Annotated in this window: 16 protein-coding genes; 10 read left to right on the forward strand and 6 right to left on the reverse strand. The window is 64.8% G+C overall.

Features of this window, described 5'->3' with window-relative positions; translation table 11 throughout:
• The first annotated feature begins 107 nt into the window (after window positions 1-107).
• Window positions 108-878, forward strand: coding sequence for a type 1 glutamine amidotransferase domain-containing protein (locus tag AB4Z43_RS09450; protein ID WP_441937112.1), 771 nt, complete (start codon window positions 108-110; stop codon window positions 876-878).
• A gap of 14 nt (window positions 879-892) precedes the next feature.
• Here the strand turns inward: AB4Z43_RS09450 and AB4Z43_RS09455 are convergent, their stop codons facing one another.
• The 3 genes from AB4Z43_RS09455 to AB4Z43_RS09465 all read right to left on the reverse strand — a co-directional run bounded on the left by AB4Z43_RS09455 (window position 893) and on the right by AB4Z43_RS09465 (window position 3,057).
• A complete protein-coding gene (locus AB4Z43_RS09455; protein WP_441937114.1) occupies window positions 893-2,236 on the reverse strand; it encodes an FAD/NAD(P)-binding protein in 1,344 nt (447 codons plus the stop codon).
• A gap of 25 nt (window positions 2,237-2,261) precedes the next feature.
• Window positions 2,262-2,732 carry an RrF2 family transcriptional regulator gene (locus AB4Z43_RS09460; RefSeq protein WP_064982249.1) on the reverse strand — a complete coding sequence of 157 codons (471 nt, stop codon included), beginning with the start codon at window positions 2,730-2,732 and terminating at the stop codon, window positions 2,262-2,264.
• A gap of 169 nt (window positions 2,733-2,901) precedes the next feature.
• Entirely contained in the window at window positions 2,902-3,057 is a 156-nt protein-coding gene (locus AB4Z43_RS09465; protein WP_171903232.1) for a hypothetical protein, read from the reverse strand.
• A 562-nt stretch (window positions 3,058-3,619) separates the two neighbouring features.
• On the opposite strand from AB4Z43_RS09465, the gene tauA reads away from it, so the two are divergent.
• From tauA to AB4Z43_RS09485, 4 genes are all read left to right on the forward strand, one after another.
• Window positions 3,620-4,633 carry a taurine ABC transporter substrate-binding protein gene (gene tauA / locus AB4Z43_RS09470; protein WP_441937117.1) on the forward strand — a complete coding sequence of 338 codons (1,014 nt, stop codon included), beginning with the start codon at window positions 3,620-3,622 and terminating at the stop codon, window positions 4,631-4,633.
• 123 nt (window positions 4,634-4,756) lie between these two features.
• Complete coding sequence (locus AB4Z43_RS09475) at window positions 4,757-5,530, forward strand: taurine ABC transporter ATP-binding protein (RefSeq protein WP_441937742.1); 774 nt, start codon at window positions 4,757-4,759, stop codon at window positions 5,528-5,530.
• A complete protein-coding gene (locus AB4Z43_RS09480; RefSeq protein ID WP_441937119.1) occupies window positions 5,527-6,387 on the forward strand; it encodes an ABC transporter permease subunit in 861 nt (286 codons plus the stop codon). The genes AB4Z43_RS09475 and AB4Z43_RS09480 overlap by 4 nt, the downstream gene beginning before the upstream one ends.
• Window positions 6,388-6,413: 26 nt before the next feature.
• Window positions 6,414-6,596 (forward strand): hypothetical protein, encoded by a 183-nt coding sequence (locus tag AB4Z43_RS09485; RefSeq protein WP_064982315.1) that lies wholly within the window; start codon window positions 6,414-6,416, stop codon window positions 6,594-6,596.
• 119 nt (window positions 6,597-6,715) lie between these two features.
• On the opposite strand, the gene AB4Z43_RS09490 is transcribed toward AB4Z43_RS09485, so the two are convergent.
• Together AB4Z43_RS09490 and AB4Z43_RS09495 are read right to left on the reverse strand one after the other, a co-directional pair.
• On the reverse strand, window positions 6,716-7,477 hold the full coding sequence (locus AB4Z43_RS09490) for an ABC transporter permease (RefSeq protein ID WP_019862205.1): 762 nt from the start codon (window positions 7,475-7,477) through the stop codon (window positions 6,716-6,718).
• Window positions 7,474-8,400 (reverse strand): ABC transporter ATP-binding protein, encoded by a 927-nt coding sequence (locus AB4Z43_RS09495; RefSeq protein ID WP_064982255.1) that lies wholly within the window; start codon window positions 8,398-8,400, stop codon window positions 7,474-7,476. Before AB4Z43_RS09495 ends, AB4Z43_RS09490 begins: the two co-directional genes overlap by 4 nt.
• A gap of 238 nt (window positions 8,401-8,638) precedes the next feature.
• Between AB4Z43_RS09495 and AB4Z43_RS09500 the strand changes: the two genes are divergently transcribed.
• Window positions 8,639-10,000 carry a cytochrome ubiquinol oxidase subunit I gene (locus AB4Z43_RS09500; RefSeq protein ID WP_441937122.1) on the forward strand — a complete coding sequence of 454 codons (1,362 nt, stop codon included), beginning with the start codon at window positions 8,639-8,641 and terminating at the stop codon, window positions 9,998-10,000.
• Between the two features lie 5 nt (window positions 10,001-10,005).
• Window positions 10,006-11,010, forward strand: coding sequence for a cytochrome d ubiquinol oxidase subunit II (locus AB4Z43_RS09505; RefSeq protein WP_038650851.1), 1,005 nt, complete (start codon window positions 10,006-10,008; stop codon window positions 11,008-11,010).
• A gap of 31 nt (window positions 11,011-11,041) precedes the next feature.
• Here the strand turns inward: AB4Z43_RS09505 and AB4Z43_RS09510 are convergent, their stop codons facing one another.
• Entirely contained in the window at window positions 11,042-13,630 is a 2,589-nt protein-coding gene (locus AB4Z43_RS09510) for an ATP-binding protein (RefSeq protein WP_441937124.1), read from the reverse strand.
• A gap of 244 nt (window positions 13,631-13,874) precedes the next feature.
• Between AB4Z43_RS09510 and AB4Z43_RS09515 the strand changes: the two genes are divergently transcribed.
• From AB4Z43_RS09515 to AB4Z43_RS09525, 3 genes are all read left to right on the forward strand, one after another.
• Entirely contained in the window at window positions 13,875-14,147 is a 273-nt protein-coding gene (locus AB4Z43_RS09515) for a DUF4242 domain-containing protein (protein ID WP_032932362.1), read from the forward strand.
• On the forward strand, window positions 14,125-14,415 hold the full coding sequence (locus tag AB4Z43_RS09520) for a hypothetical protein (RefSeq protein WP_441937126.1): 291 nt from the start codon (window positions 14,125-14,127) through the stop codon (window positions 14,413-14,415). Before AB4Z43_RS09515 ends, AB4Z43_RS09520 begins: the two co-directional genes overlap by 23 nt.
• A gap of 103 nt (window positions 14,416-14,518) precedes the next feature.
• Window positions 14,519-14,989 carry a hypothetical protein gene (locus AB4Z43_RS09525; RefSeq protein WP_441937744.1) on the forward strand — a complete coding sequence of 157 codons (471 nt, stop codon included), beginning with the start codon at window positions 14,519-14,521 and terminating at the stop codon, window positions 14,987-14,989.
• Window positions 14,990-15,021 lie beyond the last annotated feature (32 nt).

Below are 15,021 nucleotides of genomic sequence, written 5' to 3' on the forward strand. Positions count from 1 at the left end.
CCATCGTAGGCAAGGCGCCGCCGCGACGGAAGCGGATTTTGCCCGGCCATGTGGCCAGATTGCCGGGCCCGGCTTTGTCGGCGACAGTTTCATGAGGGAGAGCGAAGATGAGCGTCAGGGATGCCAATCCGGTCAATGCACGCAAGCCGAAACGTGTGGCCATCGTCATCGCCAATCCGGCCATATCGACCACGACAGGATGGCCGGTCGGCTTCTGGTGGAGCGAGTTGAAGCATCCCTGGTTCGCCTTCACCGAGCGCGGCTATGCGGTGGAAATCTTCTCGCCCGAGGGCGGCAGATGCGAGGCCGACGCGCTGAGCGATCCGCGTGATCCCTCGGGTTATTCCGAAACCGATCTCATCTCGCTCGGCTTCCTGTCGAGCCCGAAACTCGCGGCCCTGGTCGAGACCACGCGGCAGGCGGCGGAGATCGATGTCGGCAGCTTTGACGCGATCGTGGTTGCCGGCGGCCAGGCGCCGATGTTCTCTTACGAGAGCGCGACCGACCTGCAACGGACCTTCGTCGCCTTCCATGAGGCCGGCAAGGTGGCCGCCGCACTCTGCCACGGCACCGCCATCCTGCGTTACGCCAGGCGCGCCGATGGGGCGCTGCTCGCCGCCGGCAAGACCGTGACCGGTTTCGCCAATGCCGAGGAGGATTTCGCCGACAAGGCGACGTGGGAGATGGGCGCGCTCGAGCGCGGCAAGCACCTGATGCCCTGGCGCATCGAGGACGAGTTGAAGGCGATCGGCGCCAACTATGTCCAGGCCGGGCTGTGGCGCGGCTTCGCCGTGCGCGACGGTAATCTGATCACCGGCCAGCAGAATTTCTCCGGCGCCGAGACCGCGCGCCTGGTCTGCGAGGCGCTAGGCGGCTGAGCGCCAGCCGGCATTTATCCCAGCAACTGCTTGCTCAGCCGCGCGCACTGGACGCGGATGTCGGGAATGGCGTCGATCTCGAAGAAGGTGCCGCGCGTCAGCGGGCCGACGGCGAGGATCTTGCGCGAGACCGTGCCGTCGCTGGCGATGATCTCGCAATTGGCCGAGACGTCGAGGCCGATGCGCATCGGATCCGGCCGCGCGAGCCCGCGGTCGACCAGGGAGCGCACCACGCTGTTCGACGAGGTCGAAATGTCCCGCACGATGCCCGAGCAATCATAGATACGGGCGACGTCTAAAGTCTCGACAAGCTGGCTGTGGCGCGACTGGATGTCGACGCTGAAAGCCTCGCTTGGCACGATGCCGACGACGCGCCCGGCGACAAGCCGGATGCGGCCGGCCTGCACGGCTTGCGTCACCTTGGCGTAGACTTCCGGCGCCATGCGATGGCGGTGGATGTCCCACCAGGCCTTGGTGTGCTCGACGAACCGGCGCTTGGCCGAAGCCGGCCAGTTCTGCCAGATCTTCTGGTTGAACGGCCTCAGACCATCGACCACGTCGCGCCAGTCGATGCCGGCCTTCTGGTTCTCGCGGATCAGGTCGCGGAACCAGCCGACGAAATAGGAAAGCTGGGTGCCGAGCGGAATGTCGGCGACGTCGAGCTTGATCGGATTGCCCTTGCGGTGCGGCGACGGCAGCAGGCCGCGCCGCGACACCGCGACGATCTCGCCCGTGTGGCCGCGCTGTTCCAGCGCCAGGAACGCATCGACCATGCTGAGGCCGGTGCCCAGCACCATGACGCGGCTTTCGGCGTCGAGCGCGGTGTCGGCCTCCGAGCCCATGCGGATCGCATGGCCTTGCGCCGGCTGTTCGTCATGGCCGGTGGCGAGTATGGCCAGATGGGCGACGACGCTGGTGCCGTTGGCAAGCGCCACCTCGACGCCCGACGCGGTCGGCGTGATCGACAGGCTCTCTTCGTGGATCAGGCGCAGCCGTCCGGTCGGCTGCTCGCGCGCTTCGAGCTCGTCGAGCAGCTCGCCGAGATAGCGGGCATAGAGGCTGCGCGGCGCGTAGAAGGGTGTTTGCGGCGTCTGCTCCTGGTCTACAAGGCCACGTCCCTGCAACCAGCGCCAGAAATTGCCGGGGTCGTCGGCATAGGCGCTCATGCCGGCGGCGCTGACATTCAAGACATGGGCCGACAGCAGCGTCGAATAGGCGATGCCTTGACCGAAATGCGGGCGCTTTTCGATCAGTGTGACGCGCAGATCCGGATTGGGTGATTTCAGGAGATGCGCGGCCATCACGACGCCCGAGGCGCCGCCGCCGACGATGATGATCGAGTTCGCGCGGCCACTCATGCGCGCCTCCGCAGGACGGGAGGCGTCAGGCCTGGACCTTCACTGGTAGCTCGTCGATAGCCCTCGCGACCGTAAGGTCGTCGAGGACGATGTCGCGCATTTCGGCGAGGCTGCGCTGGTCGAGCACCTCGGCGATCGCCTGCCGGACCTCGAGCATCAGATGTCGGACTTGGCATGTCGCCTCGTTGCAGTCTTCACAGCGCTGATATTGCGTGCGGCTGGCGCAGGGAATTGGCGCCAGCGGCCCGTCGAGGACGCGCACGACATGGCCGACCTTGATCTCGTCGGCCGGCCGCGCCAGGCGGTAGCCGCCATCCTTGCCCTTGCGGCTCTGGACGAAACCGGCATTGCGCAGCTCGCCCAGTATGGCGTCGAGAAATTTCTTCGGAATGTTGTTGCCGGTCGCGATGTCGTTGACGAAGGCCAGTTGCCCGGCCGGCATATGCGCGAGGTGGACCAGCGCCTTGAGGCCGTACTTGCCTTTTTTGGTGAGCATTGACCGAACGTTTCTCTGTCATGCGATGGCACGAGGCCATCCGTTGCGAAACGCCTGGCGAGCCTCCCCGCCGCGTCCAAGCATTCATGACACATAAATTCTAGTGACATGATGTACAAGCCGAGAAACGTTGAATTTGCTTCGTTTTCAAGCCGCAATAGCCATTTTGTCAGGCCTTTGTGCCAATAAGAGCACAGAAATGCATCTCGATGGCGAAGAGGCGGCAAATGGTTTCCCGCAGGTCCGCCGTGTCGCGCGCCGACTGATGTGGTGCCTTCAGCCGACGCATGCCGTGAACGATCATGGTGGTGGGGTGCTCGCTCATCGTCGCCTCCAATCCCTCATGTCGATAAGGATACTATACTTACCCTCGAACACGCGGAATGGCTTGTCAATTCCGTGGCTGTTTGCGGTATGGATTTGCGTGGCAAGCGCAAAAGCAAAAATTGTCGTTCGTAGGGGGCGGCGCCGACGGTTGTTGAATAGCCGATCCTTCGTCATCCACGGGCGGAGCAGCCGCGTAGCGGCGTCGCGGAGACCCGAGGATCCATTCCGTGACGTTGGACGAAGGGCGCAACGGAGCAGAATTATGCACCGCAGCGGCGCTCGAAAGTCACGGCACGGATCCTATGGTCTGCGCCGCGTCGCTGCGCTCCTTGCTTCGCCCTCGGATGACGAAGTCTGGCGTTCGCGGGGCACCCTTTCCCGTTCATATGGAGGGGCGATGACGGCAATTGCAGCCGACCTTTCCGTCTCGGCGCCCTCTCTTCGGCGGATTTTTTCCAACAAACCCACCTTCGTTGGAAGGATTTAACTCTACAAGGCCGATAGAATTAGCGGACTATCATAGGGCAATCCGGTTTTCTCTGTTTTCATGGAGCCCTTTGATGTCCACCATTTCGCGACGCATTCTACTTCTGTCGTCGGCTGCCCTCGCCGGCGCCGCCTTTCTCAGCCCGGCTTTGGCCGATGACCTGAAGATCACCATCGGTTACCAGACGGTGGTCGAACCCTCCAAGCTGCCGCAGGCCGATGGCGCCTATGAAAAGGCCACCAAGGCCGCGATCGACTGGCGCAAATTCGATTCCGGCGCCGATGTCATCGCCGCGGTCGCTTCCGGCTCGGTCGATATCGGCTATGTCGGTTCGAGCCCGCTGGCGGCGGCGGCCAGCCGCGAATTGCCGATCCAGACCATCTTCGTCGTCGGCCTGATCGGCCCGTCCGAAGCGCTGGTCGCGCGCAACGGCGCCGGCATCGAGAAGGTCGCCGACCTCGCCGGCAAGAAGGTCGCCGTGCCCTTCGTCTCGACCACGCATTACAGCCTGCTTGCCGCGCTCAAGCACGAGAATGTCGATCCGAAGTCGGTCCAGATCCTCAATCTGCGGCCGCCGGAAATCGCCGCCGCCTTCACCCGCGGCGACATCGATGCGGCCTATGTCTGGGATCCGGCGCTCGGCCAGATCAAGACGACGGGCAAGGTGGTGGTGGATTCCTCGCAGGTCGCCGCCTGGGGAGCGCCGACCTTCGACGCCTGGATCGTGCGCACCGATTTTGCGCAGAAGAACCCGGAAGCCGTGCGCGACTTCGTCAAGGTGACGGGTGCGGCCTATGCCGAGTACCTCGCCAAGCCCGACGCCTGGTCGGTGTCCTCGCCGCAGGCCGGCAAGATCGCCAAGCTCACCGGCGCCAAGCTGGAAGAGGTGCCGGAACTGTTGAAGGGCTATGTCTTCCCGACCTTGAAAGAGCAGGCCTCCGACAAATTCCTCGGCGGCGGCACGGTCAAGGCGGTCGCGGCGGCCTCCGCCTTCCTCAAGGAGCAGGGTAAGGTCGATGCCGTGCTGCCGGACTATTCGAAATATGTGACATCGAAATACGTCACCGAGGCGCTGGCCTCGAACTGAGCGCCTGGCGCCACCTGAACGCGCGCGGATCTCCTTCCCTGACGCCGCGTACCTGCCCCGGAATCGCTGGACGAGGCGCGTTTTCGGGGCAGGCGAGTTTCAATGAACGTCCTGAGAGGCTCCATGCCGCATCTCGTGCTCGACAAGATCTCGATCCACTATGACGGCCAGCCGGCACCTGCCGTCGAGCGTGTGTCGATCGATGTGGCCGGGGATGATTTCGTCGTCCTTGTCGGCCGTTCCGGCTGCGGCAAGACCTCACTGCTCAATGTCGCCGCCGGCCTGGTCACGCCGGCGCGCGGCAATGCCACGATCAACGGCCGGCCGATCACGGCGCCCGGTTCGGATCGCGCCGTGGTGTTCCAGAACGATGCCTTGTTTCCCTGGCTGACCGCGCGCGAAAATGTTGCCTTCGCGCTGCGCCTGCGCGGTGTCCGGCCGGCCGAGCGTGCGCGGCGCGCCGACGAACTTCTGGCGCTGGTCAAGCTCGGTGACGCCGGCGACAAGCGCATCTGGGAGCTGTCCGGCGGCATGCGCCAGCGTGTCGGCCTTGCCCGCGCGCTCGCCGCCGAGCCGCAATTCCTGCTGCTCGACGAGCCGCTCGGCGCGCTCGATGCGCTGACGCGCGAGCGCATGCAGACGACGCTGCTCGATCTCTGGACGGCCAGCCATGCCGGCGTGCTGATGGTCACGCACGGCATAGAGGAGGCGCTGGTGCTCGCCACCCGCATCGTCGTGCTGGCGCCAGGCCCCGGCCGTGTGGTGCGCAGCTTCGAGCCAGGCTTTTCCAGGCGCTACGCCGCGGGCGAGGCCATCCGCGCGATCAAGGCCGACCCGGCCTTCGCCGCGGCGCGCGGCGAACTGAGCGATGCCATCTTCGAGGGAGAAGCGGCATGACCATCTCCTCCTACACCGAGCGCGCCGGCCACAGGACCGAAGAGGCCGACGGCCTATCGGTGCCGTGGTCGCGGCCCAGCCCGAAACGCAAAGGGGTTTCGGCCCGCATGATCAGCGCGGTCACCATACTGCTGGTGCTGGCGGCGTGGGCGCTGTCGGCCCGCCTGCAGCTGGTGTCGCCAGTGTTCCTGCCCTCGCCGGTCGCGGTGTGGAACAAATTCATCGTCGTGGCGCGCGACGGCTTCGTCGACGCCACGCTGCTGCAGCACATTGTCGCCAGCCTGGGCCGCGTGTTTGCAGCACTCGTCGCGGCCATCCTAGTCGGCGTGCCGGTCGGTCTTGCCATCGGCATCAGCACGGTCGGGCGCGGCATTTTCGATCCACTGCTGGAATTCCTGCGGCCGATCCCGCCGCTGGCCTATCTGCCGCTGGTCATCATCTGGTTCGGCATCGGCGAGCCATCGAAGATCCTGGTGATCGCCATCGCCATGCTGGCGCCGGTGGCGCTGTCGACCGCATCGGGTGTTCGCGGCGTCTCGCAGGAGCGCATCGACGCGGCGCGCTCGCTCGGCGCGACCACGCGCCAGGTGGTCCGCCACGTCATCCTGCCGAGCGCCCTGCCCTCGATCCTGACCGGGCTGCGCATCGCGCTCGGCGCCGGCTGGTCGACACTGGTGGCGGCCGAGCTGGTGGCGGCGACGCGCGGGCTTGGCTTCATGATCCAGTCGGCGGCGCAGTTCCTGGTCACCGACGTGGTGATCATGGGCATTCTGGTGATCGCGGCCATCGCCTTCGTGCTCGAATTCACCATCCGCCGGATCGAGCGCGCGCTCGTCCCGTGGGCGGGACGGGAATGATCAACCGCAAGCGCAGGAGAGTGACGATGACCCATTCCACCGCCGTGCTGTTCGCCCATTTCGGCGCCTGGCTGCTCGGCCTTGCCTCCGACGACAAGGCGGCGAGCCAGGAGCGCTCGCCGGCGTCGGTCCAATTCCCAACCGGCCGCGACCGCCTGCCGCCGCGCGACGAAAGTTTTTACTGGGCCTGGCAGTATTGGTCGCAGTGAGAGCTCCAGGGAGCTTCGCTCCCTGTATCGCTCCAACTCTTTGTTTTGAAGCAATTCCGGACGGAAAACCGCTCACACTTTTCCTGGAATTGCCCCAGGACGACGACTTTAGCACTGCGTCAGTTCCGCAGCCTGTAGCCGGTCTTGAAGATCCAGGCGACGATGGCGATGCAGACGGCCAGGAAGACCAGCGTCATGCCGAGGCTGACGCCGACCGAGACGTCGGCCTTGCCGTAAAAGCTCCAGCGGAAACCGCTGATCAGGTACACGACCGGGTTGAACAGCGTGATCGTCTTCCAGATGCCGGGCAGCATGTGGATCGAATAGAAGCTGCCGCCGAGGAAGGTCAGCGGCGTGACGATCAGCAGCGGCACAAGCTGCAGCTGCTCGAAACTTTTCGCCCAGATGCCGATGATGAAGCCGAACAGGCTGAAGGTCACCGCCGTCAGCACCAGGAAGGCGATCATCCAGAAGGGATGTTCGATCTGCAGCGGCACGAACAGCGAGGCGGTGGCCAGGATGATCAGGCCGAGGATGATCGACTTGGTCGCCGCGCCGCCGACATAGGCGATGACGATCTCCAGATAGGAGACCGGCGCCGACAAAAGCTCGTAGATCGAGCCGACGAATTTCGGAAAATAGATGGCGAAGGAGGCGTTGGAGATCGACTGCGTCAAGAGCGACAGCATGATCAGCCCGGGCACGATGAAGGCGCCGTAGCTGATGCCGTCGATCTCGGTGATGCGCGAGCCGATGGCCGAGCCGAAGACGACGAAGTACAGCGATGTCGAGATGACCGGCGAGATGATGCTCTGCAGCACGGTGCGGAAGGCACGCGCCATCTCGACCCGGTAGATCGCCCAGACTGCGCGCAGGTTCATGGCTCTCTCCTCACCAGATTGACGAAGATCTCCTCGAGCGAGCTGTTTTGCGTGTCGATGTCGCGGAACTGGATGCCTGATGCCTCGAGGTCGCGGATCAGTGAGGCGACGCCCGGCCGCTCGGCTTGGTTGTCATAGGTGTAGGTCAATTGCCCGCCATCCGGCGACAGCTCCAGCGCATAGCGCGAGAAGGTTTCCGGGATCGCCGTCAGCGGATTGCGCAGCTCCAGCACCAGCCGCTTGCGGCCGAGCTTGTGCATCAGCTCGGCCTTGTTCTCGACCAGGATGATTTCGCCGCGGTTGATGACGCCGACGCGGTCGGCCATCGCTTCGGCTTCCTCGATATAGTGGGTGGTGAGGATGATGGTGACGCCATCCTCGCGCAGCCGGCGCACCATCTCCCACATGTCCTGGCGCAGCTCGACATCGACGCCGGCGGTCGGCTCGTCGAGGAACAGGATGCGCGGCTCATGCGACAGCGCCTTGGCGATCATCAGCCTGCGCTTCATGCCGCCCGACAGCGTGATCGCCTTGGCGTCCTTCTTGTCCCACAGCGACAGGTCGCGCAGCACCTTCTCGACGAAGCCTGGATTGGCCGGCTTGCCGAACAGGCCGCGGCTGTAGTTGACCGTCGCCCAGACGCTCTCGAAAGCGTCGATGGTCAGTTCCTGCGGCACCAGGCCGATCAGGCTGCGCGCGGCGCGGTAATCCTTGCTGATGTCGTGACCGTCGACGGTGACGGTGCCGGTCGAGCGGTTGACGATGCCGCAGACGATCGAAATCAGCGTCGTCTTGCCGGCGCCGTTTGGCCCGAGCAAAGCGAAGATCTCGCCGCGCTGGATGTCGAGATTGACTTCCTTGAGCGCGGTGAAACCGGTGGCATAGGTCTTGGAGACCCCGGAAATGGACAGAATGGAGGGCATGGGCTGAAAACGGCTGCCTGAAAGAGGTCCCCTGATATAGGCCGAATGTCGTCGCGTGCAACCGCAAGTCAATGGCGCTGCTGACAGTTCTGGACAGCCAGTGTCGGGACGGCTGGAGATGTACCGCATGAACCGGTAAAATTGTCCTGTGGCGTTCAGCCTCGCGGCAGGACGCCGCTTTGACCAACTCGCATTACGGGCATACGCTGCCGCCAGCAAATAGCAGCCGGAGCCCGCCATGGACCCGCTCATACTGTCGCGCATCCAGTTCGGCGCGAATATTTCGTTTCATATTCTGTTTCCGACAATCACCATTGCACTTGGCTGGGTGCTGCTGTTCTTCAAGCTGCGCTACAACGCGACCAACGATTCCGCCTGGATGCGCGCCTATTTCACCTGGGTGAAGGTGTTCGCGCTGTCCTTCGCCATGGGCGTGGTGTCCGGCGTCACCATGAGCTTCCAGTTCGGCACCAACTGGCCGGGCTATATGGAGCATGTCGGCAACATCGCCGGACCGCTGCTGGCCTATGAGATCCTCACCGCCTTCTTCCTAGAGGCGGCCTTCCTCGGCATCATGCTGTTCGGTTTCCGCCGCGTCTCCAACCGCGTCCACACGCTGGCCACGGTGCTGGTCGCCGGCGGCACCACCCTGTCGGCCTTCTGGATCATCGCGCTGAATTCCTGGATGCAGACGCCGGCCGGCTTCGAGATGATTGACGGCAAGGCGCATGCCGTCGACTGGTGGGCCATCGTCTTCAACCCGTCCATGCCCTACCGCCTCGTTCACATGCTGCTGGCATCGGGTCTGACGGTTTCGTTCCTGGTATCGGGCCTGTCGGCGCTGCGTTATCTCAATGGCGACCGCTCGGAATCGATGTGGAAGGCGTTGCGCACCGGCGTCTTCACCGCCGCGATCCTGATCCCGATCCAGATCTTTGCCGGCGACCAGCATGGGCTGAACACGCTGGAGCACCAGCCGCAGAAGATCGCCGCCATGGAGGCCAACTGGAACACCGGCCCCAACGTGCCGCTGGTGCTGTTCGCGCTGCCCGACGAGGCGGCGAAGGAAAACCGGTTCGAGATCGCCATTCCCGACGGCGCCAGCCTGGTGCTGCGGCACTCGACCGACGGCGTCGTGCCGGGGCTGAACGATTATCCCGGCAATCATCCGCCGGTCTTCCCGGTGTTCTGGGGGTTTCGCATCATGGTCGGCACCGGCCTTCTGATGCTCGCCGTCTCCTGGTCGGCCGCCTTCTTCCTCAAGCGCCGGCATAGCCTGCCCAAGCCGCTCGCCATGCTGATGGTGCCGATGGCGCTGTCGGGCTGGCTGGCGACGCTGGCCGGCTGGTACACGACCGAGATCGGCCGCCAGCCCTGGCTGGTCACCGGCGTGCTCAAGACCGCCGATGCCGTCGGCCCGGTGGCGGGCAGCCATGTCGCGCTGACGCTCGCCGTCTATCTCATCCTCTACGTGCTGCTGCTGCTCGCCTATCTCGGCGTGCTGGTGCATCTGGCGCTGAAGGCGGCGAAGGATGGCGATTCATCACCACTGCCGGGCGTCATGAAAGCAGCCATGTCGCAGCCGGCGGCTGGGGAGTAAGAAAAATGACCTTCGACTGGCCCACCGCTCTCCCCCTCATCTTCGCCGGCCTGATGGGCCTCGCCATCCTGATCTATGTCATTCTCGACGGTTTCGACCTCGGCATCGGCATTCTGTTCGCCGTGGCCGAGGACGGCGAACAGGACACGATGATCGCGGCGATCGGTCCGTTCTGGGACGCCAACGAGACCTGGCTGGTGCTGGCCGTCGGCCTGCTGCTGGTGGCGTTCCCGATGGCGCATGGCGTCATCCTCAGCGCGCTCTACATTCCCGTCTTCGTGCTCTTGGTCGGGCTGATCCTGCGCGGCGTCGCCTTCGATTTTCGCGCCAAGGTGCCGAGCGGCAAGAAGCATCGCTGGAACCGCATTTTCTTCCTCGGCTCCGTCATCGCCTCGCTGGCGCAGGGCTATATGCTGGGCGTCTATGTGCTCGGCCTCGATGTCGGCCTGGGCGGCATGGCCTTCGGCGTGCTGGTGGCGTTCTGCCTGGCCGCCGCCTACGCGGCGATGGGTGCCGCCTGGGTGATCTACAAGACCGAAGGCGAGCTGCAGAAGAAGGCGGTGCGCTGGCTGCGCACCGCGCTGGTGCTGACGGCGCTCGGCATGGCGGCGGTGTCGCTGGCGACACCCTTCGCCAGCCCGCGCATCTTCGATAAATGGTTCGTCTGGCCGCAGATTCTCTATCTGTCGCCGCTGCCGATCCTGTCGGCGCTGTTGTTCCTGTGGCTGTGGCGGCAGACCTTCCATCTGCCGAAGCCCGACGACCGTCATGCGCTGACGCCGTTCCTGACGCTGGCCGCCATCTTCGCGCTCGGCTTTGCCGGCCTCGCCTGGTCGTTCTACCCGTTCGTGGTGCCCGATAGATTGACGATATGGCAGGCGGCGTCGGCGACCGAAAGCCTGGCCATCATCCTTGTCGGCACGGTGGTGGTGCTGCCGATCATCATCTTCTATTCCTTCTATGCCTACCGGGTGTTCGGCGGCAAGGCGACGGATCTGACCTACGATTGAGGGGCCGGCCGTTCAAACTGGCCTGCCGCCTTCAGATCAGCCCGCTGGCGCGCGCGGACGCGGAGGCCTGGCCGCGTGAGACGGCATCCAGCTTGCCCAGCACCGCCGAGACGTGGTGATCGACCGTCTTGGGCGAAATGGCGAGATGCTCGGCTATGCGCTTGTTGGAGAGACCCCGCTCGATCAGCTGCAGCACTTCCATCTGGCGCTGGGTCAGGCCGGCGCTGTTGGCGCGCGTGGTGCGGCGCGGTCCGCGCGCGATGCCGATGACGCCGTTTCGCCGCATGATGTCGCGCACATGGCTCGCGACCGGCCGGGCGCCGAGCGCCTCAAGGATCTCCAGCGCCGCCCGCTGTGCCGCCTCGTCGCCCTGCGCCAGCGCCAGGGCGCGTTCGTAAGGCGCGTCGAGTTCGGCCCACGCCGCGGCCGCTCCCCGCCAGTCGCCGGCCAGCAGCATCCGGTAGGGCGCGGCCATGCCTGATGTGTCGCCCGCATCTGCATCGGGCGCCAGCATCTGCCGCCAGCTTGCCAGTTCGGCGAACACCGCCCGGGTCGGCGACATGCCCTCGGCAAGGTCGATCAGCCGCAGCGCCTCGTCCTTGTCCGCCTCCCCCAGCCAGGCCAGTTCGGCCATCACAGCCGCGTAGGGCAACAGCCGCTGCAGTTCGGCGCCCTTCTCCAGAAACCGCTTCATCTCCGCCAGGAGCGGCTCTGCCGAGGGGTCGCCGCGGCGGACCCTCAGCCGCGACAGCGCCACGAGCGCGGGATAGCGCACCAGCGCCGTCGCCCGGTCGTTGGCAATCACATCCAGCGCCTCGGCAGCCGCGTCATCCCAGCGTCCGTTGCGCACCAACAACTGGGCCCGCACGCCACGCATGTAATCGCGCCAGGTCGCCAGATCGTTCTCGACGCAATAGTCGATGCCGCGATCGAGGAAGGACTGGGCCTGGCTGTAGCCCAACTGGTTCATCTCGCCACAAGCGCAGTTGGTGAAGGCGCGCGCGGCATGTTCCTGAAAATTCTGCTCCAGCGCGATCTCGAGGCTGCGGGCAAGATGCAGCCTGCTGCTGCTCAGGTCCAGCCACTGCTCGGCGGCGCCGACATTGTTGAGAGCATGGCAAACGACTTCCGGCCTGTTCAACCGTTCGGCGAGTTCGATCGCCCTGGCGCCGAGCGACAAGGTCTCGTCCAGCCTTTCGGCCAGCATCGCAAGCTGCGAAAGGTTCGAATAGGCCATGGCGAGTTCGGCGCTGGCCGGAACGGTTTCCAGCAATGCGACCGCCTGGGCGCCGAACATGTCGGCTGCCTGTCGGTCCCCCAGAAGATAGGCGAAGCGCGACAGCCATCTGAGGCTGTCGCCTTCCTTCAGCCTGTTGCCAAGCGCCTGTTGCAGCACACGTGCCTGTTCCTGCGCCTTGATGGCCTCGTCTATGCGAGCGATCAAATGGCACTCGAACGCATATTGCTCGTAAAGGCCGGCGCGCTCGTCTTGAGGCAAGGTATCGGCCTGCCGCAGGGCAACCTCGTAATAGCCGGCGGCGTCGCGATGGGCGCCGACACGGGAGGCCTCCCGCGCCGCAATCGGTGCGAACTCACGCACCGCCTGCAGATTGTACGCCTCGACCGCATGGTGGACGAGGCGCGCTGTGGCGACACCACCGTTCTCGAGCAGCGCCGACAGCGCACGCTGATTGAACAATCTCCTGGAACTGGTCGTCAGCATCATCTCGATGGCGCGGCGCGCGATCTCATGACGGAAGGCGTAGCCGTCGCCGAGATCGTCGAGCAGGCCGTTCGACACGCATTCCGCGAGCTGGCCGGCAGCCGCGACGCCGCACAGACCCTGCAAGGCCCACGCGTCGGCGCGTCTGGGAAACACCGAAACTGCATCGAGCATCGAGCGGGCGCCGGCCGACAGCCGTTCGGCCCGTGCGACGACGGCGTCGCGCACGCTGGCGGGTGGCGTCATCTCATTGTCCGCGCACAAAAGCTCGGTGACGAAGAAGGCATTGCCCGCCGTCGCGCGGTAGATGGCATCGCCATCACGGCCGGCGGCATTGGCAAGCAACAGCACCGCCGCCTCGCTCAGCAGCGGCACATCGATGCGCACGACGTTGCCGGCAGGGATTTCGCCGAGCGCGCGGCGCACGCGCATCTGCCCTTCACTGCGGTCGGTGCGCGCCGTCAGGGCGAGCAGGATGTGGGTGTTGGCGATGCGGCGCCCGAGGAAGCGAACGAAATCCAGCGTCGCGTCGTCGGCCCAGTGCAGGTCTTCGATGACCAGGAGCGTCGGCTGGCTCCTTGCCTCGAAGACTCCCAGCGCGTCGGAAAACAGGGGCAACCTCTGCCCCTGCCGCGCGTCGATCGCCTGCGGCATCGCCCATTGCGCCTCGCGGGCAAGATCGTAGAGCGGGCCGAGCGGATCGGGGATCGACAAATCCTCGCAGGCGCTGCGGAAGATGCGCGTGCCATCGGCAACTCCGCCAACGAAGGCCTCGACAAGCGCCGACTTGCCGGCGCCTGCCTCGCCCGACAGCGCCACCACGCGGCCGCGGCCATTCGCGGCCTCTGCGAGAAGTTCATCCAGCTGCGCCAGCTGTGTCTGCCGTTCCAGAAGCATCATCATACGCCCAGAAAGGATTGTGTTTCGGCGGTTCCCTGGACGTCCGCCAGAAGCGTCCGGGACCATCACCGACAATGTGACCCTCCACACATTTCGGTGCAACCTCACACATAACGTCGCCATTATAGGGAATCTTCCCACAAAACATAGGGAAAGGCTCCGATGCGCGTCCATGGCGAGCGTGGTCAATGTCCTGGCGCGCTCAAATCGAGCGTGAAACCATGGAAAAAGGAAAACCAATATGCCTCGCTATGTGGTTGAACGCACATTTCCCGATGGCCTCAGCGTGCCGATGAACGATGTCGGCGCCGAGGCGCTTGGCGGCGTCATCATGCGCAACGCCGAGAAGGGCGTGACCTGGGTGCAATCCTTCGTCTCGCCGGACAAGAAGCAGAGCTTCTGCATCTATGATGCGCCCTCGCCCGAAGCGATCCGCAGCACTGCCCAGAAAAACGCGCTTCCGGTCGACAAGATCACGGAGGTGCGAGTTCTTGACCCTTACTTTTACCGTTGATCGCGGCAATGCGCATCCAACTGCCCTTCGCGGCGATGGCGGCTTGCCTGACAACGCGTCCAGCGAGGTGTCGGCGGCTTCGAGACCGGTCGGACGAGGCCCGTTGCTGGGCCGGCTTTTCCGGCAGCTTGCCGCCTTGCTGTTCGCACCCTGGCGTTCGAGCCGGCGCGGATTGCCACCGCAGGACGATTATCTGAGACGCGACATCGGCTTGCCGGAGCTCGTGGAGCTGCCGCAATACTGGGACTTCACCCGGTCGGACAGATGATGCGCCCAGCCCGGACCCGACTTCGCGGCGGGGGCGGCTGTCCCCGCGCGCAATCAACAAACCAGGAGAGAAAATGAACATTCATGTGTAGACCAGGCACCTCATCAACCTGTCGATCCTGTCGATCGCGGCAACGGCGGCGAATGCCAATGACACGGGTAGGCTGGATGAGAAGGTGCGGGCAGCCGACAGCCGTTTCGAGGATGTGGCGAAGGCCACCGCCGAAGGCTATGCGCCGATCCCTTGCGCCAGCGGCATCACCGGCGGCGCCATGGGCATTCACTACGTCAATGCGGCCTACCTGAAGGACGACGCCGTCGACCTCGCTAAGCCGGAGGCCGTGATGTACGAGCCGATGGCGGACGGCAAGCTCAAGCTGGTGGCCGTCGAATACATCACCTCGAAAGGTCCGGCCTCGCTGGAAGGACAGCTGTTCAACTTCAACAGCGCGCCCAACCGGTATGGCCTGGGGCCTTTCTACGAGCTGCATGTCTGGGCCTGGAAGAAGAACCCGACAGGCACCTTCGCCGACATGAACCCTGATGTTTCATGCGACGCGATGAAGGCCATGTAACCGGCTGGATAGAAGGGGCGCGTATCCACCCT

Origin of the sequence: Mesorhizobium sp. 2RAF45, assembly GCF_052115225.1 — a bacterium.
Taxonomy (GTDB): domain Bacteria; phylum Pseudomonadota; class Alphaproteobacteria; order Rhizobiales; family Rhizobiaceae; genus Mesorhizobium; species Mesorhizobium jarvisii.